Origin of the sequence: Nonomuraea sp. B19D2 (assembly GCF_040137845.1) — a bacterium.
Lineage (GTDB): Bacteria > Actinomycetota > Actinomycetes > Streptosporangiales > Streptosporangiaceae > Nonomuraea.
In genome coordinates, this window is record NZ_JBEFAK010000052.1 from 1 (window position 1) to 20,802 (window position 20,802).

Below are 20,802 nucleotides of genomic sequence, written 5' to 3' on the forward strand. Positions count from 1 at the left end.
CGCGAACGCCTCCGGCGGGAACAACGCTCGCCGGTGTTCGGCCAGGAACGCGAACACGCTCCCGGCCGGGATCAGCTCTCGGCACACGACCCACACCTCAGGCCCGGCCGGAACCCTCCAACGGCCCGTCATGACCCGAGTGTGAATCCCCGATTCCAGTCTGAAAAGGCCACCAAGATCTTCAGGACACTCCTAGGGCCTGTACGGAGTTGAGATCAGGGGGATTCGCCTGCGCCTTGGCCGGGATCCTGGTAGGCCATCGCCATGGCCCGTGGAGACCTCACCGATGAGGAATGGTTCTTGATCGAGCCTCACCTGCCTCTGGGTGAGCGGGGCTCAATCCCGGATCTGCGGCAGCAGTTCAATGCGGTGATGTGGCGTTTCCGTACCGGCAGCCCGTGGCGGGATCTGCCCGCCGAGTACGGGCCGTGGTCCACTGCCTATGACCGGTTCCGGTCGTGGGCGAAGACGGGCCTCTTCGAGCAACTGATGCAGGCGATGATCGCCGAGGCCGCTGCCCGAGGGCAGGTCGACCTTGACCTGGTCAGTGTGGACTCCACCACCGCCCGTGCCCACCACCACGCCGCCGGGATGGTCCTGGACGGAGAGTTGGTGAAGGCGCTGGAGGAGGCCACCAAGCAGGAAAAGGGGCTACGCCAAAGGGGCAAAACCCCCAAGACGGCCGGGGCGGCGGACCCGACGAAGACCGGGACGGGGGATGGGGGCGGACGCCGGCGGTTACGACTGCGGCGCAGAATACGGCTGAAGGCGGCCGAGCTGGGCCGGTCGCGGGGTGGGCTGACCAGCAAGGTCCATCTGTCCGCCGACCGGCGATGCCGTCCGCTGTCCTTCGTGCTGACCCCGGGCCAAGCCGGCGACAGCCCGCAGTTTCGCGCCGTGCTGTCCCGGATCAGGGTCCGCCTGCCTGTCGACCGCCCGCGCACCCGCCCGGGAGCGGTGGCCGCTGACAAGGCCTACTCCTCCCGCGGCAATCGCGCCTACCTGCGCCGACGCGGCATCAAGGCGGTCATCCCGGAGAAGAGCGACCAGGCGGCACACCGCAAGAAGCGCGGCTCCCGCGGTGGCCGCCCGATCAGCCATGATCCAGATCTCTACAAGCAGCGCAACACGGCGGAACGCTGCATTAATCGGATCAAGGAGTGGCGAGGACTGGCCTTCCGCTTCGACAAGACCCCCGAAAGCTACCTCGCCGGCCTTCATCTACGCGGAGCCATCTTGTGGATCCGAAGCCTTCAACCCATCTGAAGATCCGAAGTCCCGTGCAGGCCCGAGGGTGCATCCAACCGATCAGTTCATCGGCCAGGCGTACTCGAACTCGGGCAGCTCGAAACCCTGCTGGAAACGGCATATCCGCTCGTCCGTGCGGCGTGCGCCGTGTCGTTCGTAAAAGGCGATGGCGCGCGTGTTCGCACTGAGTACCTCCAGATAGACCTCCCTGCCGGGGTGCTCGTCCGCCGCCCACGCCAGCCCCCGCCGTAGCAGTTGCGTTCCAATGCCTGAGCCTATGCTCACCGGCCGCACGTGGAGGTTGTCAAGCAGGATCCGCTCATCGGGAGCCGGAAACAGGTAGACAAAGCCAAGCAGCTCTCCATCGTCGTGAGCGACGAACAGCCCTGAACCCTGCACAGGCGAAGCCAGCCGTTCCCGCCACAGCGTGAGCCGGTCATCGGTCAGGGGCCCGTTCAGGAAGCTGTCGGGCATGATCCCCGCATACGCCGAACGCCAACTGTCTACGTGCAGAGCAACGATAGGGACAACGTCGTCAATTTTGCCGTTTCTAATCTCCATGGCGCAGAGCATCCCATAGGGGAACGAGCTGGGGCGCGGGAGGCTCTGATCCAGCGATGACCCACCAAGCTGAATGATCAGCGCTGAACAACTTCATGATTTAAACCTCATACAGGTCCTAGATCTCCGATCGGCACGATCAGGGCCTGAGGGCGGCCCCTGGGAAAGGCCCAGACGTGCTTGCCGGCCGCGATCATCAGCCTGAGCGGCGCCTTGAGCCCCAGCCGGATCACGCGGACGGCAGCGCCGGCCGCCGGGGCGAGCGCGAACAGGTCACGTCCCCCACCGGCCAGCACACCGTTGGCGCAGGCCAGGAACGGCACCAGGCCCGCGGGAACGCCCACGAACCGCCGGGGCTCGCCCGACCAGGCGGAGACCCGCAGCAGCCCGCCCGCCACGCTGATCCACAGGGAGCCCGCGCACACGATCATGCTGCCGCGCTCGCGCGTGCCCAGGTCCACCTCCCTGGGGCCGCCGCGCAGCAGGGTGTCGCGTTTCGACGTCCACCACAGGCGCTCGCCCTGGACCGCGCACAGGTCCAGGCCGGGTAACGCCACCGGCTCGCCGAGGTGGCCGGGCTCGATGAGCCTGCGGGCCTGGCCGGCGCCGACCGCCCAGATCTCGCCGCCGCCCGCGAGCACCCTGCCGTTGAAGCGTGCGCTGGCGACCGGCACGCCGCGCTGGTCGAGCCAGTACACCCGGTCGGCCGAGGCCCCCGCCAGGGAGCCCTGCGGCAAGGAGTCCACGGGCGGGGCCGTGGCGAACGTCCTGGGCATCACGACGGTCCCCGCCAGCGCCCCGGGCATGCCCGCCGTGCCGGACACCGTGCCCGGCACCGCCGCCAGCGACCGTAACTCCGGCAGCTCGCCGGCCTCGTCCCCGGCGTCCAGCGGCGTGCCGGACGTCGTGTACGCACGCACCCCGCCGGCCCCCGCGCACCAGACCGAGGTGCCGTCCGACGCGGCCGCCCGGACTGGGCTCGGCAGCTCGATCCTTGTGACGGCGACGTCCATGCGCCGACCATAACCGCCGGAAATCCAGGTGCCCTACAGGGGTGCCCGGCCGCGGAGGGATCCCGGCATCAGACGAGGTCAGCGAGGCTGCGATCATTGTACGCATGCGTGTTGTGGTCATCGGGAGCGGCATCGTCGGAGCGAGCGCGGCCTACTACCTCAGCCTGCGCGGGGCGGCGGTGACCGTGGTGGACGGCGGGTACCGGGGCGAGGCGACCCAGGCGGGGGCGGGCATCGTGTGTCCCTGGGTGGACCATCCGGAGGACGACGACTGGTACCGGCTCACCCGCGAGGGCGCCCGCCACTACCCCGGGCTGGTGGAGGCGCTGGGCGAGGACATCGGGTACGCCAAGGTGGGCGCCCTGCTGGTGGCCGAGGACCCGGCCGATCTGGAGCCGGTGCGCGGTCTGCTGCGCCGCCGCTATCCCGGCGCGCCGGAGATGGGGGAGGTCATCGACGTGGACACCCCGTCCGAGTTGTTCCCGCCGCTGTCCGACACTCTGAGCGCGCTGCTCGTGCCGGGCGCCGCCCGGGTGGACGGCTGCTCGGTGCGCGACGCGCTGCTGCGCGCCGCCGTGGCTCATGGCGCGGAGGTGCGTACGGGTGCCGCGACCCTCACCCCGGACGGCGAGGTCTACCTGCACGCCCTGGCCCGCGAGGCCGTCACGGAGACCGCCCCGGCCGCACCCCCGCCCCCTGAGGGCGCCCCGGGGGAAGCCGCGGGGCAGGGCGGGTCCTGGCGAAAGGGCGCGCCGCTGGCGCCCGCGGCGGCGCAGGGACCCACGTCCACGAGAGCTCCCCGGTTCGCCGACGAGGGCGTACGGCTCGAGGCCGACGGCGTGATCGTGGCCGCGGGGGCGTGGACGGGCCAGGTGTGCCGGCCCCTGGGTGTGGAGCTTTCGGTCTTCCCCCGGCGGGGGCAGATCCTGCACGTCACCATGGAAGGCGTCGACACCGCGTGGTGGCCGATGGTGCTGCCGAGGGTCGGCCCGTACCTGCTGGGCTTCCCCGACTCGCGCGTCGTCATCGGCGCGACCGTGGAGGACGTGGGGTTCGCGCCGCGCGTCACCATGGGCGGGCTCGACGAGGTGATCAGGGCGGGGCTGCGAGTGGCGCCCGGGCTGTTCGCGGCGACGGTGACCGAGGCCAGGGTCGGCCTGCGCCCCGTGTACGCCCCCGGCCGGGCCCTCATCGGCCGGCTGGGCGGACGCGTGGTGGTGGCGACGGGCCTGAGCGCGTACGGGCTGACGGCGGGCCCGTTCACCGGCGAGATCGCCGCCGCGCTCGCCCTCGGCGAGGAGCCGCCCATCGACATCACGCCCTACGCCCCCGCCTGAGCCGCCCCTGACGGAAAAGCTCGACAAGCGTGCACGTAACATCGGAATCCTCCCCACCATGAGCCCGTGGGGAGGCCGCGTTGCCGCTGCTCGCACTCTTGATGCTGCTCCTGCTGGTGTCCTGCGCCACCGCGCCGCCCCCGCCGCCGCCTCCCCTGCCTTCCCCGCCGACCGTGCCCCCGAAGCCTCCCCCCGCGCCCAGAAGGCATCCAGTCAAGCGGCCGGCCGCGGAGGTGAAGGTCCCGTACGAGGCCGCGGGCGTTTACGAGGTCGTGCCCGGCGGCGCGCCGCCCAGGCGGGGACGCGGGGAGGTGGTGCGGTACCTGGTCGAGGTGGAGCTCGGCCTGCCGTTCGATCCGGACGCGTTCGCCGCTCAGGTGCACCGCACGCTCAACGACTCGCGCGGCTGGGCGCGTTTCGAGCGCGTCGACCACGGCCCGGTGCACGTTCGAGTCGCCCTGTCGAGCCCTGGGCTCACCGTCCGCCAGTGCCGTCCCCTCCGCACGGGTGGCGAACTGTCCTGCTGGAACGGCGAGCGCTCGATCATCAACGCCCGGCGCTGGGCCAAGGGCGTCCCGCAGTACGGCGGCGACCTGGCCGCGTACCGGAACTATCTGATCAGCCACGAGGTCGGCCACAGCCTGGGCCACGAGCACCGCTCCTGCCCGGGGCCCGGGCGCCTGGCCCCCGTCATGACCCAGCAGTCGAAGTCGCTGGGCCGCTGCCGCCCCAACCCGTGGCCCTTCCCTGACCGCACAGCGGGCGAAAACGAAGATCGGCAGCGATGACCGCGGCAGGGGTGTAACCAAGGTAAGCCCAAAAGCCACAATCGCGATCTTGAAGGTGCCCGGGTTGCGGTTCGGTGACTTCGGGGCGGGTGGGATGAGACCGCCGCTACGGCGAGCGCGGTGGATCGGGGGGTGAGGCCGGGCTTTGGGGAGAAGGGCGGCGGCGGGTGACCTCGATCGAGCGGACGGCGTATCCGCGGTTCAAGCGGCTGATTCGGCGCGTGAGCTGGACGAGGACGACGAGGGCGGGCAGGACTGAGTGCCTGTTCTCGACGGCTTGTGGTCCTGCAGCCGGCGAGACCACAGGCTCCGTTCATAAGGCTGCTTTCAGTGCAGGTCGAGCAGCATCACGTCATGGAGGTCCGCGCCTGTCCCCCATGGCCGCGCCTCGCCGATCTTGCGGTATCCCCAGGCCCGGTAGGCAGCCGACGCCGCCTTGCTGCCCGGGTGGACGTTCAACAGCACCCGCTCGGCCTCAATGCCGTCGAGCAGCGTCTCGTGCAGACGCCGCGCGATGCCCTGCCCGCGCCACGGTCCGCGCACGGCAAGTTCCATCAGCCCGAAGGTGCGGTGTCCGTCCTCCCGTCGCATCTCGTCGGGCACCGGCTCGGTCAGTTCGTCCCACCAGCCCGTGTCGGGGTCGAGCGGGTAGCCGTACGCCATGCCGACCGGCTTGCCGTCCTCGGTACGGGCCAAGGCAGCGCGGAAGTTGTGCTTGCGGGCCTGGGAGGGGAAACGGCGGAAGGCGGCGGCGACGTCGTCCTCGGTCTCGTTGTAGGGAGGCTCGGCGAACGCTTCGGCATAGATCAGCCTGAACGCGTCCTCGGCCTGCGCGGCGGCTGATCCGTCCATGCGCTCTATCGCGATGGTCCCCTGCTGCGTCATGTGGTGCCCCCTCGGACGGTCTCGCGAATGCGCTCGCCACACTCGCGGGCCGCGGCGCTCTCATCCCGGACCACGGCTCGCTTCAAACTCCCGGATCTTACCCGGCACCCGCGGAGAAGGGATGCCACAGCATGCGAGAGGCCACCCATCGGTGAGTCTCCAACGTCGTCGGAGCGATCCCCAGATCGTCGGCGAACATCTGCAGCCCCCACGACACCAGGCCGAGCGCCACCGTGGTGACCACGAGCCGCCGGACGACGACGACCGGCCGTACCTTCGACTCCGTTGAGACCCGGCGCATACAGCCACCTTGCCGCCCTTCCCGCCAACTCTCATTTGCCCAGCTCAAGAGTGCATACGACCAGGGGTTCGGCCGTCGCTCGGACGGCAGGCGGGCGAATGCCGTCCCCTGTCCAGGCCCTCTCCCCACCCTCGGCATGCCACCGGCCGTTGATCATCACGCCCATGGCGCGACTGCTGAGGCGGAGCGTCATCACCACGCATTCTGGCCGCGCCCTGACCAGGGGAAACGCGAACCAAGATCCACTCAATGCGGGTTCTGGGCGTATCTGGGCCAAGGGCCTGTCAGGGACGTCAGCGTTCAGTGGGTTCGGGAGGGTAGGTCAGCCGACGGAGCCGCTAAGGCTGCTGGTGCCGCCGCCGCTTGATCCCGAGCCTGCGGTGCTAGTGATGAGCTGGCCGTCGACGTAGGCAACGGCGCTCACCGAGCCGGCGCCCAGGCGCCGTATGGAAAGGCTCCAGGTGTCCTCGCCCTGTTCAGCGAGGGTGATGTCCTTCCGCCAGGGAGGCCTCACCTGGGGCTCGGTCGTGGAGCGGCCGTTGATGACGTACGTGATGGCGAAACTCCCCTCGCCCGTGACATCGAAGGTGAGCGTGTGCGGCTCGTCAGAGGAGCAGGCGGCCAGCAGCACGGTGGCGGCGACCGGCGCCAGCGAGCGCGCCCATCTGCCTGATGCCGAACAAGAGGCGGCCAATAGTCCAAGGGCCGCAACGAGTACCTGTTCGGCCCTCCTTCTAGCGGACCGGACCTCGACCTCCTTCTCCCTGGGAGGAGGAGCATCCCTTCCGCCAGCCAGCGCGCGTAAAGCCGTCATGGCATTCATCATCCCAACGATGACCGGGACCCCTCCCGCGCCGACGCCGAACGCGAGCGGATGCGCGCCGAACTGCATGCCCATCTGCCATCGTGGCGATGACCGATCCGTCATCGCTGACCCGGTTCGTGCCGTCTGGGTGCGCCGTGCACGACGTAGGCAAGATCACCAATGTACACATGCTGACCGACCCGCACCGCTCCCCCGGCAGTCACCGGCCTTCCGGTGATGAGGCCTTGGCCGCCCTGGCCCTGCTGGCCGACCTGCGCGACTGGCTGGCCGACGTCGAGCCCGACCTGATCCAGGCCGCCCGCGACACCGACGCCGCCGGCTCCGAGCCTGCTGATGCTGATGGCCGAATCCCGGCACAACGAACCGGAGAACCTGCGGCGCTACGTCAAGCCCTCACCGGACGCCATCACCGGGATCACGTAACCCTTGTGGAAATCAGCGGCCGCACAAGGAGCGCTCCCCGCACTTTGCTCCGGCTGCTCGCCCGGCCCGGGCGAGCAGCCGGTCCGGGACGCGGGGTGGGTTCGCCTGGTCACGTCGATTCGGCGGTCGTCTTCGCCCGCCAGGCCTCAACCTCCTGCTGGAGTTCCTCCGTCGAGATGCGGTACCTCAGCGTCAAGGTGACCAGCGTGTCGATCTTGTACGCTTCGCTCTGGATCTTGGGGTGGGCCTGGATGATCCTCAGCTCGTCGATGTACCGCTGACGCAACGCTTCGTCCTCCTTGGCCTTCCTTTCGTCCTCCAGGAACTTCTTGGCGTCGTCGATGTCTCTGAAGATCGATGTGGTGTTCTTGCCCGTCACGGCATCCTCGAGCTGTTCCCAATAGCGGTATCGCTCGAGCCCGCCCAGTCTGAGCTCGTTCAGCACGGCCTGGGCCTCGGCCTGCGCCTCCGCCAGCCACAGGTTCCGTACCTCGCCGCCCGCCAGCCAGGCGTGGCGTTCCATGGGCTGGCTCTTGTAGATCGGGAAGTTCACGCCGTCGACGTACGCGAGCCCGTCGTTCAGGGCGAAGAGCGATGCCTGCAGATAGTCGGGGTGGCCGGGCTTGATGCTCTGGTCCGTCAGCTTCGTCCCGAGCCACTCCTGATAGTTGTGGGTGTCCTCGTGGATGGCAGTGTCGAGGGCTTGGTCGAGGTCGCTCCACCCCCTGTGTCTGTGGTTGACCTTGATCTCGCCCTCCAGCCGATCGTACGCGCCGTAGTCCCGTACACCCGACCCGCTCTTCGTGTCGCTGAGAGTGATCTTCGGTGTCCGGTGGGACATGCTGAATTCCTCGGCGTGGATGGCGGCGGCCCGCGCGAGGGCGCTCTGCCGTTCCTCGTCCGTCAGGCGGTGCCAGCGGCGCATGTCACCGCGTAACTCCTCGCGAATCCTGTTGACGACCTTGAGCCGGATGCCCTGATCCCGCTGCTCGAATCCCGGATCGAGCTCCATCAGCGGATACAGGCGGCTGAGGGCCTCGACGCGCTCGGCCTGGTCGATGTTCACCCCGGCAGAGAGGAGGTCGCGGAGCAGGTTGCGCTTGGCCTCGAGGGACAGCGCCTGCAACTCCTCGATCTTGCGCTCGCGGATCTGGCGGGCGGCCTCGTGCCCAGCCAGCCTGCCTTGTAGGTCGAGCTGCTCCATCCACGCCATGTATTCGTTGACGTTCCCCGTTCTGACGGCCTCCGCCATGCCGTCGAGGATGGCGCGCCGCTCCAGCGGGTGGGTGGCCATCGCCGACATGGCCCGCGTCACTGGCTCATCCAGGCCTAGCCATTCCATAACTCCCAGGGCTTCGCCGAAGATCTCGTCCTTGGCCGTGCGGGCCTCCAAGTCTTTCGCCTTGATCATGCCGAGGTCGATTCTGGGGTCCCGTTTGTCCAGCGCCTCGACGATGCGCGTGATCATCTCGGACCGGTTGGCCAAAACCATGGGGTGGACTTCGGGAGGGGATGGCCGGTCGGTCGTCATGGGCGTCGGAGTGAGTTTGACTTGCAGGTCCCGCTTCGTCTTGGTCAGCGTCGTGCCGCCCTCGGCCTTGGCCTCGGTGCTCGCGCCGGTCAGCTGATCAAGGAGGCGATCGAGGTCGGCGGCGCTGGAGCAAGTCCGCGGGCGCCAAGTCTTTTTCGTGCCCGAGACTTACCGCTCTTGGGATTAGTGGGTTTCATGCCGCTTCCCCTGTACGTCGCCCGGCGGAATCTCCTTGTGGATCACCACCGTAAGGAGCGTTGTCGACGGCGCGTGAATACTGCATCAGGCGCACATTCCGTGATCGAACCCTCGCCAGTCGGGCAGGACGCGTTTGCGCAGGAGATCGGGGTTGGCGCGGCCGTACTTTGCCGCGTGAGCATCGTAAAGTCACGTGGAATCAGGCCGTGGGATGCGGCACGAGAACGCGATTCTAGCGGTTTCGCAGGTTGCACTGCTCTATATCCAGCTTTATGTCAACCGGCTGTCCCTTCCAGCCGGACCTGGGCTGTGGGCCACGGTTCCTGCCAGCACTACACCCCCGGCACGCGCGGTCGCCGGCAGGGGCTGCCGTCGGGTGCGGGAGCGATGACCGGTAGGTTCATCGGACCGGAACAGGTCGCCGCTCTGGTGACGCGGCTGTCGCCCGACGCCGGGAGCAACAAACGGCGGGGACAATCTGCGCGGTCTGACCTATCGCGATATATCGTATAGCCGGGAACACAGGGGAATCCCGTTCGGTTGGGCGGGATGGACAGACTTTCCAGGGGAGTGTGGGCGATGGCAGGAATGCGGACGGCACGGCGGATCCTCGTGGGTGGCGTGACCCTGGCCGCGGCGGGCTGGGCGTTGCGCGAGGTCCCCGCCGAGCTGGGCGTGCGGCCTCTGGCCTCGGGGCCGGACCGGGTGGCGAGGATGCGGCGTTCGCCGCAGTTCAGGGACGGCACGTTCGTCAACCCGATGCCGGAGCCGACCAACCTGATGACCACCCCGCCCGCCGGCCTGCTCGGCGAACTGGCCAGGAACAAGGAGCAGCGCCGCCCCGGCGGCATCGTCCCGCTGCGCGTCCCGCCGTCCGATCCGCCACCCGCCGAGGGCGTCCGCGCGGTCTGGTACGGCCACGCCTCCACGCTGGTGGAGATCGAGGGCAAGCGGGTGCTGTTCGACCCGGTGTGGAGCAAGCGCCCCTCCCCGTCGCAGCTCGTCGGCCCCAAGCGGCACCACCCGATGCCCATCGAGATCGGCGAGCTGCCCGTGATCGACGCGGTCGTCATCTCGCACGACCACTACGACCACCTCGACCTGGCGACCGTGCGCTCCCTGCTCAGGACGCAGAAGGCCCCGTTCCTGGTGCCGCTGGGCATCGGGGCGCACCTCGAGCGGTGGGGCGTGCCGGCGTACCGGATCATCGAGCTCGACTGGGAGGAGGAGGCCCAGGTGGCGGGGCTGCGCTTCGTCGCCACGGCGGCCCGGCACTTCTCCGGCCGGGCCTTCACCCGCAATGACACGTTGTGGGGGTCCTGGGTGGTGGCGGGGGCGAACAAGCGGGTCTTCTACGCGGGCGACTCCGGCTATTTCGAGGGCTATCGCGGGATCGGGTCGGAGCACGGGCCGTTCGACCTGACGCTGATGCCGATCGGCGCCTACAGCCCCGCCTGGCCGGACATCCACATGAACCCGGAGGAGGCCGTCAACGCCCACCTCGACCTGGGCGGCCAGCTGCTGCTGCCCGTCCACTGGGCGACGTTCACGCTGGCGCTGCACCCGTGGGCGGAGCCGGTGGAACGGCTGTGGCGGGAGGCCAAGGCCCGGGACGTCAAGATCGTCGTACCCCGGCCCGGTGAGGCCGTCGAGACCTCCGACGCCCAGGCGGTGGAGGGCTGGTGGGAGATCCTCAGCTGACCCGCTTCGAGTGGGCGGCCTGTCGCCGCGTCTCCCACTGACCTGCTTTGAGCGGGAGACCTGTCGCCGGGTCTCCCGCTCGGCCGGTCGGCCGGTCGGGCGGTCCGGCGTGGCGGGGCGGCCTGGGCGTGGGCCGAGGACCCCCCCGTACAGTCTTGGGGTGAGCAACCTCGAGCTTGACCCGCAGGAGATCCGCTGCGGCGCCGACGCGGGCCCCGACGTGGAGGCCGCCGGCGAGCTGCTGGTGGGGCGCGCGGTGCCGCTGGGCGGGCCGCGCGCGATGACCGTGAGCAGGACTCTGCCGGGCGCGCACCGGCGCATGATCGGCGCGTGGTGCTTCGTGGACGCCTTCGGGCCGGAGCGGGCGACGATGCGGGTGCCGCCGCACCCGCACACCGGCCTGCAGACCGTCAGCTGGCTGGTCGCGGGCGAGGTGCTGCACCGCGACAGCCTGGGCACCCTGCAGGAGGTACGCCCCGGGCAGCTCAACCTCATGACCGCCGGTCGCGGCATCTCGCATTCGGAGGAGTCGCCGGAGACCGTGCTGCACGGGGTGCAGCTGTGGGTGGCGCTGCCCGGCGAGCACCGGCACACCGGGCCCGCGTTCGAGCACCATCCGGTGCTGCCCACGCTGGCGAGGCCCGGTTTCGAGGCGACCGTGATCATGGGGTCGCTGGGCGGGGTCTCCTCCCCCGCCACCGCCTTCAGCCCGCTGGTCGGGGCCGAGATCGCGGTCGACGGCGCGTGCGAGGTGCCGCTCTCACCCGGGTTCGAGCACGGGGTGCTGCTGCTCGACGGCGCGGTCGAGCAGGTGTCGCCCGGGTCGCTGACGTACCTGCCGCCGGGGCGGTCCGGGCTGCGGCTGTCGGGGCGCGGGCGGGTGCTGCTGATCGGCGGGGAGCCGTTCGGCGAGGAGATCGTCATGTGGTGGAACTTCGTGGGCCGCTCCCACGAGGAGATCGCCGCGTTCAGGAAGGACTGGATGGAGGGCGAGGGGTTCGGCGCCGTCGAGGGGTTCGACGGCGCGCCGCTCCCCGCGCCCGTCCTGCCGGCCACCCGGCTGAAGCCGCGCGGGCGGGTGCGCTAGCTCCGGTACGTGTAGACGACGCTGAGGTCGGCGGCCCCGACCGGGACCTCGGCCAGCAGGCGCACCACCTTGCCGGTGAAGTCGATCACCTGGATCTGCTGCCGCTCGCCCGTGCCGTCCGGGCTCACCCAGCAGACCAGATGATCGTCGTCGAACCAGGTGGCCAGGCCGTTGCAGGGCGACTCGATCCGCTTGACCTCGGCTCCGGTCTGCGCGTCGTACACGCAGTTGTTGCCGCTGTTCAGGCCGGGACAGTCGGTGACGAACAGCCCGCCCGACGGGGAGAACAGCGCGTCGGCTATGCCGGCGCCCACGTTCGGGATGCGGCGGACGCGCGTGCCGCCGGCGTCGAAGAAACGCAGGGCCTGCTGGTCGGTGTCGTTCGACATGGCGACCACGCCGGTGTCCGCGCCGTCGAAGCCGTACCTGATGTCCTTCAGCGAGCCCTCCCTGAGGGAGGCGATCGTGGCCGTCCTGGCGGCCACGTCCAGGATGGCGAAGCCGGTCGACTGCCAGACGTCCTTGACCGGGTTGCCGACGTTGAGCAGCAGGCGGGTGCTGTCGCGCGACCAGGCCTGGATGTACGCGCTGAGCGGCTGCTTCGTAGTCCTGACCGAGAACTGCTCGCCCGTCGTCTTGTCGGTGATCTCCACGGTGTCGTAGTGGTCGATGAAGGTCTTGCCGCGCTGGGCGAGGTAGCGGCCGTCGGGCGAGAGCATGGCCTCCCACTGGTCCTGATACTTCCTGAACGCTCCCGTCAGGGACTCGCGGGCGTAGTACACCCATTCCTTGCTCTTGGCGTCCCTGACCGTGTACGTCGTGAGCCTGACCGGGTCGTCCGGGCTCTCGTAGAACGTGGCGGCGGTGCCGGGGAGCCTGATCGGGGTGAGGTTCGCGCTCGGGACCGGGGACGCGGTGGGGCTCGGGGAGGTCGTGGTGGTGGCGGGAACGGGTGTGGGGAGTGCTCCCTGCTTCTTGGACGGCAGGTTGATGACGGTGACCACGACGATGGCGATGGCCGCCACCAGCGCCACGCCCGCGATCGCGCCGCCGATCAACCAGTTCTTCCTGTTGGACGGGGGTGGGGGCGGGGGGCCGTACGGAATGGTCCAGGGTGGCGTTCCCGGCTGCTCGAAGGGGGCGGGAGGCTCGAAGACCGGCCGCCCGGCGGGAGGCGGCGGCTGGTCGCCTGCCACCGGGCGGTACTGGAGGTGCGACGGCTGAGGGTACGGCGGCTGGCCGGGCCACGGCTGCAGGCCGGACCCGGAGAGCTGATCGCCGCCGGGCGGTTGCCACCGAGGTCCGCTTCCCACCGAAGGCGCGCCACCCGCCGGCGGTGCACCACCCGCAGGAGCCGTGGCCCCAGGAGCCGTGGCCGCAGGAGCCGTCGCCGCGGGGATGCCGCCGACCGTGGCGGCCGCCTGGTGGAGTCCGTCGGGGATCGGGGCCGGGTGCTCCAGGAGGCGGTGGATCACCTGCTCGGCCGTCGGGCGGCGGGCGGGGTCCTTCGACAGGCAGGCCGCGACCAGCTCCCGCAGGAAGCCCGGAAGCCGGGCCAGGTCCGGCTCGCCGTTCAGCACCCGCTGCAGGGTCGCGGGCACCGTGTCGGCCTGGAACGGCCCCGTCCCGCCGGCCGCGAAGACGATCGTGCTCGCCCAGGCGAACATGTCGGCCGCCGGCCCGACGGGATCGCCGAGGAGTTGCTCGGGCGCCAGGGACAACGAGCCGCTCACGGGCACGGTCGCGCTGGAGGTGGCGTCGAGCGCGGTGGCGATGCCGAAGCCGATCACCCGGGGCCCTTCGCTGCCCAGCAGCACGTTGGCGGGGTTGAAGTCGCGGTGGACGATGCCGGCCTGGTGGATCGCCGCGAGCGCGGTGGCGGTGCCGATGGCCAGCCGGTGCAGCGCGGGCCCGGTGCGGGCCCCCTCCTCGCGCACCGCTCGCTGGAGCGTCGGCCCGTCGACGTACTCGCTGACGATGTACGGACGGTCCTGGTGCACGCCGGTGTCCAGCACCTTCGCGGTGCAGAACGGAGCCACCCGCTGTGCCGCCGCCACCTCGCCGGCGAACCGCTCCGCCGCTGCCCCGTCACCGGCCAGCTCGGCCCGCAGCCATTTGACGGCCGCCCGTCTCCCCTGTTCATCCACGCCTAGATAGACGACGCCCTGAGCGCCCTCTCCCAGTCGCCCCCGGATCTCGTAGCCCCCGAGACCAGCCGGATCCCCTGCTCTGAGCTCAGTTATCGACGGCATAAGCGAATTATGGGCGGCTAATCTTGCAAACCGCTTTCATGAATTGTGCCCCCACCTCTCGCCGGCGTACTTCCCTTACGTCAACCGGGCCGCCGCGAGCGATCCCCGGCCGGCTCTGGGACGAGCTGTTCGAGGCGATGGATTGTGCGCGCGATCGGGCGTTGCTCGAGGTCTTTGTCTCTCCGGCGGGGCCCGAGTTGCTCGACTTCGAGACGCGAAGCGTCCGTCGTCGAAGCTTCTTGTGTATGTCAGAGCTGAGGCAGGCGTTGATGGAGGGGCGGAGGCTCAGGACCCGGCGGAGCCTGACCACGAGATCGGGAGGATCTCGAAGGATGCCGGTGATTTTAAATCGATGTACACCTCGCCGGGAGCACTTCAATAATGAGCCGGTGATCGAAAGGTTCAATCCGTCGATGGTTCATGAACCGGCCGGCTACAGCGACATCCTGTCCGCGGTGTGGTGGCAGCTCAAGGCATCACCGCGGGCGCACTTGCCCGGCTCGACCACCTCGTCAGCACACCGGGGACCGAATACCGCTACTGCAACGCCGGCTACGTCTGCCTGGCCGTCATCATCGAACGCGCGGCGAGCCGGCCGCTGCCCGACTTCGCCCGCGAGCACGTGTTCGCCCCGCTCGGGATGGCGAGCAGCCGGTACTGGCCTGGCCCGGCCCGGCATCCGCCCGGAGCCGTACCCCTCGACCCGCACTACCCGGCACCGCTGTCCCTCGGCGACGGCGGGGTCTGGTCCACAGCCACGGACCTCATCCGCTGGAACCAGGCCCTGGAACGCGACGAGCTGGGCGTCTCCGCGCTCCTGCAGACGCCCGGCCGCCTGGACGACGGCACGCGGCTCGACTACGCGTGGGCCCTCGGCGTCCGCGAGCACGCAGGCCGGCGGATCTACCGGCACGGCGGTAGATGGGCCAGGCTGAGCGCGGCGCGGGGAAGAGGTTCGCGTCGCCCGTGGCGGCCTCAGCCACCCCGAGTGCGGCGCGCGCCTACGGCTTGGGGAGGCGGGCGAGGGCCTTGGGGGCCAGCTTCTGGGCGAGGGAGCACAGCTCCTGCCTCGACGAGTCGCCGGTGACTCCCACTGAGACCACCTCGGTACGGCCCTTGGCGGTCGGCCCGGCCTCGCCGTACTCGACGTCGACCGCGCAGCTCGGCAGGCTGGGCCCGAGCAGAGTGCTGTTCTCGTCGGCGGGGCGGTAGTTCACCGCCGCGGGGCGTCCCCCGACCGTGAGCGGGCGTCCCTCCAGCGCGTCGTCGAGGTGCTGGAAGAGGACGTACAGGTGCGGTTCGTCGATGCTCTTGCCGCCCCAGGTGCAGCTCTGGCCGGTGAACTCGGCGTGCCGCTCGCCAGGGTCGATGTCCGGGACGCGCGCCGCCTCGCTCTTTTTGACCAGCTCGCACGCGTCCTGGTTTGCCAGCGAGTCCGGGGCGTGGCGGGCGGAGGGAAGATCGCCGGACTTGAGCAGGCGGATGACGGCACCGGCGGCGGTGTCGGCGATCCGGCAGGCGCGAGAGCCCGACTCGTCTCCGTAGACGCCGATCGCGACCGTCGCGATCCGTTCCCGCACCACCACGTCCCGCGTGCAGTCCTTGTCGCCGGTGAGCTCGCCGACGCCCTCGTTCTCGTAGACGGTGACGCCGTCCCGTTGTACGGGTGTCGGTGCCGGATCGCCCACGGCCACCTCGCTCGGTCCGGCCTGCAGGTCCACGAAGACCGAGACGGACTCGTCGTCCGGTCCGTCCAGCAGGATGTCGCACTGGCCGTAGCTGATCCCCCTGTCGTACTCGACCTTCCCGAACTCCGCCAGCACATTCTCGTCGATCAGCTTGCAAGGGTCGGCGCCCCGCAGCTCCTCGGGGGTGACGGACAGGGAGACCGTGCTGGGCGCGGATTGTGGGGCGCCGGCCGAGGCGTCAGCAGGAGCGCCCGAAGACGCGTTGTCCTGTGCGGAGCATCCCGCGGCGAACAGCGCGATGGCCGACGCCGCCGCCGATACCGCCGCCGTGGTACGGCCGCGCCAACCCCCGTATGCAGCCGTGTGCGCATCGTAGCTGCGCCGGGTGCCCGCCAGTTCGGCGCCGACGGGATCGCTTGGCGAGCCACTTCGAGACCTGCGAACAAGGCGCCGCAGACCACGTGCAAGCTGAGACGTCATCGGATATGGGCCAGGGCAGCAGCGGCGACCGACGCCCCCGCGGGACACGTTGTATCCTGCGACACCCCGGGGTCCGGAATGGTCGTCGTGCCGATCAAGCGATCGACATCGTCCACCGCGACGAAGATGAAGCAGATCCGCTGAAACTCGGCCTGCACGGCCTTGTGCAGGCCCACCGGCACCTGCGAGACGCGCCCGTTCTTGGTCATGGTCCGCGCGTAGGACAGTGGTAGATCCAGTGCGAGGCTGACGTTCTGGCCCGCCAAATTCCACGAGCACGCCGCCCCGTGCTTGCCGGACTCCTGTTTCCCCGGGCTGCTGATTCCGAGAGCCGCGAGGTCGTGCTCGTCGAGAGCGAGGCACGGCCGCGACGCCAACTGCGCTTGGGTGTACTTGCCCGGCTGCGCGGCGGCGGGGGCGGAGGACGAGGCGGGGGCGGAGGACGAGGACGTTGGATGGGGGGACGATGGCCGCGGACCGGCCTGCCCGTTCGAACACCCGGCGCTGAGCAGGCTCACGGCAAGTACAAGCACAAGTCCGGCTTTTCGGGGGGAGCGCCCGCCCCGAGGACGCTGATCGAGATCGGATCGCGGCATATCGGCACGGTAGCGGCGCCGTCCCGGGACCGGTCCCCGCACGTCCCCACCGGGCCGCCCCTGACCGGCGGGACGCCCCAGCCGCCACGGCTGATCGGTGCACACGACCATGAGGCCGGGACGCCATAGGCCGGCCTCGGGGGAACAACGGAGCACCTGGGCCGGCGTCCTGCTCCCGGAGCTGTCCCAAACCCCAAGAAAGCAGCTGTGAGCCAGATCACGGTTGAGGTTGACCTTGGGTCAGGGTGGAAGCTCGGCGCAGCGGCACGACGCCGACCGGACATAACAGCTTTGAAGGAGCAAACCACCATGTCCATCGCCCTTTCCGGCCAGGACAAGAGCACCCTGCGGACCGCCGCGTACGGCGCGGTGTCGTTGATGGCCGCCGCCACCGGCTCGCCCCACAAGGCCGCCACGAGTGCCTCCATCGCCCTGACGTCGGCGACCGGTCTGGTCGGGCACGTGCTCGCCGCGAACGCCAAGGACATCGAACTGAAGGGCAAGACCGTCGCCGAACTCGCCGACCGGGTACTGCCGGCCCTGGCCGCAGCCATGAAGCTGCTCGGCAAGCAAGCTCCGGCAGAAGCCGGCAACTTCCGCAGCACCATCCTGCTCGCCATCGAAGCCGCCCAGGTCCACCAGGACAAGCCCAGCACCACCACGGCCGAGATGGCCCGCAAGATCACCGCGGCTCTCGACGCCGCCGGGGCGGCCACTGCGGACAGCGGGGCTGCGCCGGCGGCTGCTGCCGGGCAGGATCGCCCGGAGCTGCAGAAGGCGATCGAGGAGATCGTCGATTCCGGTTTCGCCGGGGTGTCGTTGCGCGTGCACGATGAGCGGGGCGAGTGGGTCGGCAGCGCCGGGGTGGCCGAGCTGGGCGGGGCCGCGAAGCCGCCGACGAACGGGTATGTCCGGATCGGCAGCAACACCAAGACCTTCACCGCGACCCTGGTGCTGCAACTGGTGGCCGAGGGCAAGGTCGGGCTGGACGATCCGGCGGCGGACCACCTGCCCGAGTTCGGGCTGGACGAGCGGATCACGGTGCGGATGCTGTTGCAGCACACCAGCGGCGTGTTCAACTTCAGCGGCGAGGTCTACGACGACGGGACGGTCGTGCCGGGGATCCCCGCCCCCTACGGCACCACGGGCAAAGAGTGGGTGGGCAACCGGTTCAAGACCTACCGGCCGCAGGAGTTGGTGGAGCTGGCGTTGTCCAAGCCGGCGCGGTTCGAGCCGGGGGCGGGCTGGAGCTATTCCAACACCAACTACGTGCTGGCCAGGCTGCTGATCGAGAAGGTCACCGGCCGTTCGGTCGCCGAGGAGATGCAGCGGCTGATCCTGGGGCCGCTCGGGCTGTCGGGCACCGTGGTGCCGGACGCCTCGCCGGAGATCCCCGAGCCGCACGCCCACGCCTACTACCGGTACGAGGACGCCGGCGAGCAGAAGACGGCCGACGTCACCCGCCAGAACCCCTCCTGGATCTCCAGCGGCGGTGACATGATCTCGACGACCCAGGACCTCCACACGTTCATCTCCGCGCTGGTGGGCGGCAAGCTCCTGCCGGCCCCGCTGCTGGCCGAGATGTGCACGCCACACCCGACGGGCATCCCGAACATGGACTACGGCCTGGGAGTGTTCGTGTTGAACACGGACGGCGGCACCGTCATCTCCCACAACGGCGGCATGGCGGGCCACGCGGCGCTGATGTACAGCACGCCGGACGGCAGCAAGACCCTGACCGCCGCGCTGAACTGCGTGGACGACGCCGACTTGGCCATCGCAACAGCATTCCGGTACGCCCAGCAAAGGCTCGTCAACGAGGTGTTCCGCGGTGGGCAGGCCGATCCGGCCCAGCCTGAGCACCTGTGACCCGTACGCCTCGAGGGGCGATCCCTTCCGGCCGTGCATCAGGTAGCACGCGAACCTGGGCCACGCCGAGCTCAACGGGCTCGGCGCGGCCCGTCCACCTGCTCGGCCGTGGTGTGCGCGGTCGCCGAGCTCGAGCACAAGACAGGCTGAGCACATGAGGAACGGAGTCACGATCGGGCAGGCGGCGGCATTCGTCGGCGTCACGGTGAAGACGGTGCGGCACTACCACAAGCTCGGCCTGGTCGAGGAGCCGGACCGCGACAGCTCCGGCTACCGGCGGTACGGATCGGCCGATCTGTTGCGGCTGGTGCAGGTCCGGACGCTGGCCGCCGCCGGGGTGCCGCTGGCCGAGATCCGGCCCCTGCTCGACGCCGACGCCGCGCTGTTCGCCGCCGCGGTCGCCGACGTCGAGCGGCAGCTCACCGAACGGATCGAGGAGTTGATCGCGCGGCGTGACACACTGCAGCGGCTCGCCGATGGCGACCGGGCTCTGCTGCCCGACCGCGCTGTGGCGCTGCTGGAGCGGATGTCCGGCCTCGGCTTCCCCGCGGCGGAGGTGGCGGCCGCCAGGGAGGGCTGGGTGCTGGCCAGGGCCCTGGTCCCAGAGGGCTTCGACGACTACCTCACCCATGTCGAGCACGCCCTCGAAGACGCCCGGTTCGTCGCCTTGATCAAGCGCGGCGCCGAAGCCGCGGCCTGGGAACCGGACGACCCGCGCATCGCCGAGCTCGCCACCGCCGTCGCCGACCACTTCCTCGCCAACCCCGCGCTGCTGAAGATCGTGACCGGTCTGCAGGCCCGCACCGAGGCCGCGACCCGATACAACCTGATCGCCCTCCACGGCGAAGAGCAGGGATCGGCCACGGCCCGGGGAGTGGCGCTCGTCGAGACCAAGCTCCGCGCCGCAGGCATCCGTATCCCCAGCGGACCTCGATAGCCGCCGCGACCCCACTACCTGCCCTTGCCCGGATCTCCTGGCGGGGCCACCCGTTGCCGTGCGCTTTTCCGCGGCCCTGCCTGAGGATTCCGGACGGGGCCGCTCGTCATCGTGCCTATCCGCGTCATCCGGCCCGCCTTGGGGTGGCCGATCCTCTCGAACAGCTTCCGCGCCCGGTCGTGGTCGGCCAGGGCCGCCTCGTTGTCGCCCAGCTCCCGGTGCAGCTCGCTGATCGCCGTCGAGGCGTGCGCCTCCCCGAGCGGATCGCCGAGCTCGCAGTACATCTCGCGGGCCCGCACCAGGCTGGCCATGGCGGTCCGGTGATCGCCGGTCCGCTGCTGGACGTGGCCGAGAGTGTGCAGGGCGCTGGCCTCGCGCAGACGGTTGCCGATCTCGCCGTGCAGCCTCATGGCCAGGGTCAGGTCCGCCACCGCCCGCGCGTAGTCACCGGACCGGTGCCGCACCACGCCGAGGGCGATGAGCGTGTCGGCCTCCCCCACCCGGTTGCCGGACGCCCGATGCGTCTCCAGAGCGCACCAAAGAAAGACTGCTGTTTGTCAGGCGAGGGCGGCGATCTCGATCCGGGTGCGGTCGGCGGGGGACACCAGGCAGGGAAGCACGACGTTCCCCTGCTTCAAGCGCTCCTCCATGGACGAGGCGGGCCGGGCCGTACGCTCGATCTCGTACGGGCTGCCGGCCCGAGGGGTCACCCGGAGCCGCAACCACCAGACGTAGCGTCCGTTGAGTTTGTTGTCTGTCTTGTCGGCCTTCAGCACCGCCGCGTCGCACGACAGCGCCGCCGCGCGCTCCGCCGGCGTGAAAGTGCTCAGCGCAGCGGATTCCAGGCCCGCGAGCGAGAAGTGGCCCATGGCGAGTATCCCCGCGGCCAGGAACAAGATCACCCCCGTGACGTACGCCCCGACCCGGGTGTGTGGCCGCCGCCTCAACACGAGGAACAGCACCACGCCCACGATCATCGCAACCACGGCGACTATCCCGAAGACGGTCGATGCCATTGTTCTTTCCTCACGCTGAAAGGGCGAGCCCGGCGGCTGACCTTGTCCGTTCCGATGCCGGTAGT

19 protein-coding genes are annotated in these 20,802 nt (G+C 70.0%); 8 read left to right on the plus strand and 11 right to left on the minus strand.

The window, feature by feature from the left end; translation table 11 throughout:
* Positions 1 to 264: 264 nt before the first annotated feature.
* Complete coding sequence (locus tag ABN273_RS49810) at positions 265 to 1,266, plus strand: IS5 family transposase (RefSeq protein WP_349456685.1); 1,002 nt, start codon at positions 265 to 267, stop codon at positions 1,264 to 1,266.
* Between the two features lie 42 nt (positions 1,267 to 1,308).
* On the opposite strand, the gene ABN273_RS49815 is transcribed toward ABN273_RS49810, so the two are convergent.
* Both ABN273_RS49815 and ABN273_RS49820 read right to left on the minus strand, forming a co-directional pair.
* Positions 1,309 to 1,722: a GNAT family N-acetyltransferase gene (locus tag ABN273_RS49815; protein ID WP_349456686.1), complete on the minus strand. Its 414-nt coding sequence runs from the start codon at positions 1,720 to 1,722 to the stop codon at positions 1,309 to 1,311.
* Between the two features lie 194 nt (positions 1,723 to 1,916).
* Positions 1,917 to 2,822 (minus strand): hypothetical protein, encoded by a 906-nt coding sequence (locus tag ABN273_RS49820; RefSeq protein WP_349456688.1) that lies wholly within the window; start codon positions 2,820 to 2,822, stop codon positions 1,917 to 1,919.
* A 104-nt stretch (positions 2,823 to 2,926) separates the two neighbouring features.
* Here ABN273_RS49820 and ABN273_RS49825 point away from each other — a divergent pair, with 104 nt between their 5' ends.
* The gene (locus ABN273_RS49825; protein ID WP_349456689.1) at positions 2,927 to 4,159 is read left to right on the plus strand and encodes an NAD(P)/FAD-dependent oxidoreductase; all 1,233 of its coding nucleotides are present in this window, start codon (positions 2,927 to 2,929) and stop codon (positions 4,157 to 4,159) included.
* Between the two features lie 80 nt (positions 4,160 to 4,239).
* Positions 4,240 to 4,947 carry a DUF3152 domain-containing protein gene (locus ABN273_RS49830; protein WP_349456690.1) on the plus strand — a complete coding sequence of 236 codons (708 nt, stop codon included), beginning with the start codon at positions 4,240 to 4,242 and terminating at the stop codon, positions 4,945 to 4,947.
* A gap of 327 nt (positions 4,948 to 5,274) precedes the next feature.
* On the opposite strand, the gene ABN273_RS49835 is transcribed toward ABN273_RS49830, so the two are convergent.
* The 4 genes from ABN273_RS49835 to ABN273_RS49850 form a co-directional block, all read right to left on the minus strand.
* On the minus strand, positions 5,275 to 5,832 hold the full coding sequence (locus tag ABN273_RS49835) for a GNAT family N-acetyltransferase (RefSeq protein ID WP_349456691.1): 558 nt from the start codon (positions 5,830 to 5,832) through the stop codon (positions 5,275 to 5,277).
* Between the two features lie 97 nt (positions 5,833 to 5,929).
* The gene (locus ABN273_RS49840; protein WP_349456692.1) at positions 5,930 to 6,133 is read right to left on the minus strand and encodes a hypothetical protein; all 204 of its coding nucleotides are present in this window, start codon (positions 6,131 to 6,133) and stop codon (positions 5,930 to 5,932) included.
* A 322-nt stretch (positions 6,134 to 6,455) separates the two neighbouring features.
* Positions 6,456 to 7,031 carry a hypothetical protein gene (locus tag ABN273_RS49845; RefSeq protein WP_349456693.1) on the minus strand — a complete coding sequence of 192 codons (576 nt, stop codon included), beginning with the start codon at positions 7,029 to 7,031 and terminating at the stop codon, positions 6,456 to 6,458.
* A gap of 460 nt (positions 7,032 to 7,491) precedes the next feature.
* Positions 7,492 to 8,850: a hypothetical protein gene (locus ABN273_RS49850; RefSeq protein WP_349456694.1), complete on the minus strand. Its 1,359-nt coding sequence runs from the start codon at positions 8,848 to 8,850 to the stop codon at positions 7,492 to 7,494.
* An 840-nt stretch (positions 8,851 to 9,690) separates the two neighbouring features.
* On the opposite strand from ABN273_RS49850, the gene ABN273_RS49855 reads away from it, so the two are divergent.
* The gene (locus ABN273_RS49855) at positions 9,691 to 10,812 is read left to right on the plus strand and encodes an MBL fold metallo-hydrolase (protein ID WP_349456695.1); all 1,122 of its coding nucleotides are present in this window, start codon (positions 9,691 to 9,693) and stop codon (positions 10,810 to 10,812) included.
* A gap of 160 nt (positions 10,813 to 10,972) precedes the next feature.
* Positions 10,973 to 11,899: a pirin family protein gene (locus ABN273_RS49860; RefSeq protein ID WP_349456696.1), complete on the plus strand. Its 927-nt coding sequence runs from the start codon at positions 10,973 to 10,975 to the stop codon at positions 11,897 to 11,899.
* Here ABN273_RS49860 and ABN273_RS49865 read toward each other — a convergent pair.
* Positions 11,896 to 14,151, minus strand: a complete 2,256-nt coding sequence (locus ABN273_RS49865; RefSeq protein ID WP_349456698.1) for a protein kinase domain-containing protein — start codon at positions 14,149 to 14,151, stop codon at positions 11,896 to 11,898. The genes ABN273_RS49860 and ABN273_RS49865 overlap by 4 nt on opposite strands.
* Positions 14,152 to 14,608: 457 nt before the next feature.
* On the opposite strand from ABN273_RS49865, the gene ABN273_RS49870 reads away from it, so the two are divergent.
* Positions 14,609 to 15,238, plus strand: a complete 630-nt coding sequence (locus tag ABN273_RS49870) for a serine hydrolase domain-containing protein (RefSeq protein ID WP_349456699.1) — start codon at positions 14,609 to 14,611, stop codon at positions 15,236 to 15,238.
* Here the strand turns inward: ABN273_RS49870 and ABN273_RS49875 are convergent.
* Positions 15,153 to 16,319, minus strand: coding sequence for a DUF3558 family protein (locus ABN273_RS49875; RefSeq protein ID WP_349456700.1), 1,167 nt, complete (start codon positions 16,317 to 16,319; stop codon positions 15,153 to 15,155). The two genes, ABN273_RS49870 and ABN273_RS49875, sit on opposite strands and share 86 nt — an antisense overlap.
* Positions 16,316 to 17,026, minus strand: a complete 711-nt coding sequence (locus ABN273_RS49880) for a DUF3558 family protein (protein ID WP_349456701.1) — start codon at positions 17,024 to 17,026, stop codon at positions 16,316 to 16,318. Before ABN273_RS49880 ends, ABN273_RS49875 begins: the two co-directional genes overlap by 4 nt.
* A gap of 198 nt (positions 17,027 to 17,224) precedes the next feature.
* Here ABN273_RS49880 and ABN273_RS49885 point away from each other — a divergent pair, with 198 nt between their 5' ends.
* Positions 17,225 to 18,784, plus strand: coding sequence for a serine hydrolase domain-containing protein (locus tag ABN273_RS49885; protein WP_349456702.1), 1,560 nt, complete (start codon positions 17,225 to 17,227; stop codon positions 18,782 to 18,784).
* Between the two features lie 154 nt (positions 18,785 to 18,938).
* Positions 18,939 to 19,721, plus strand: a complete 783-nt coding sequence (locus ABN273_RS49890; RefSeq protein ID WP_349456703.1) for a MerR family transcriptional regulator — start codon at positions 18,939 to 18,941, stop codon at positions 19,719 to 19,721.
* Positions 19,722 to 19,735: 14 nt separating this feature from the next.
* Here ABN273_RS49890 and ABN273_RS49895 read toward each other — a convergent pair whose 3' ends face one another.
* On the minus strand, positions 19,736 to 20,221 hold the full coding sequence (locus ABN273_RS49895; protein ID WP_349456704.1) for a tetratricopeptide repeat protein: 486 nt from the start codon (positions 20,219 to 20,221) through the stop codon (positions 19,736 to 19,738).
* A 57-nt stretch (positions 20,222 to 20,278) separates the two neighbouring features.
* Entirely contained in the window at positions 20,279 to 20,737 is a 459-nt protein-coding gene (locus ABN273_RS49900) for a hypothetical protein (protein WP_349456705.1), read from the minus strand.
* Between the last annotated feature and the right edge of the window lie 65 nt (positions 20,738 to 20,802).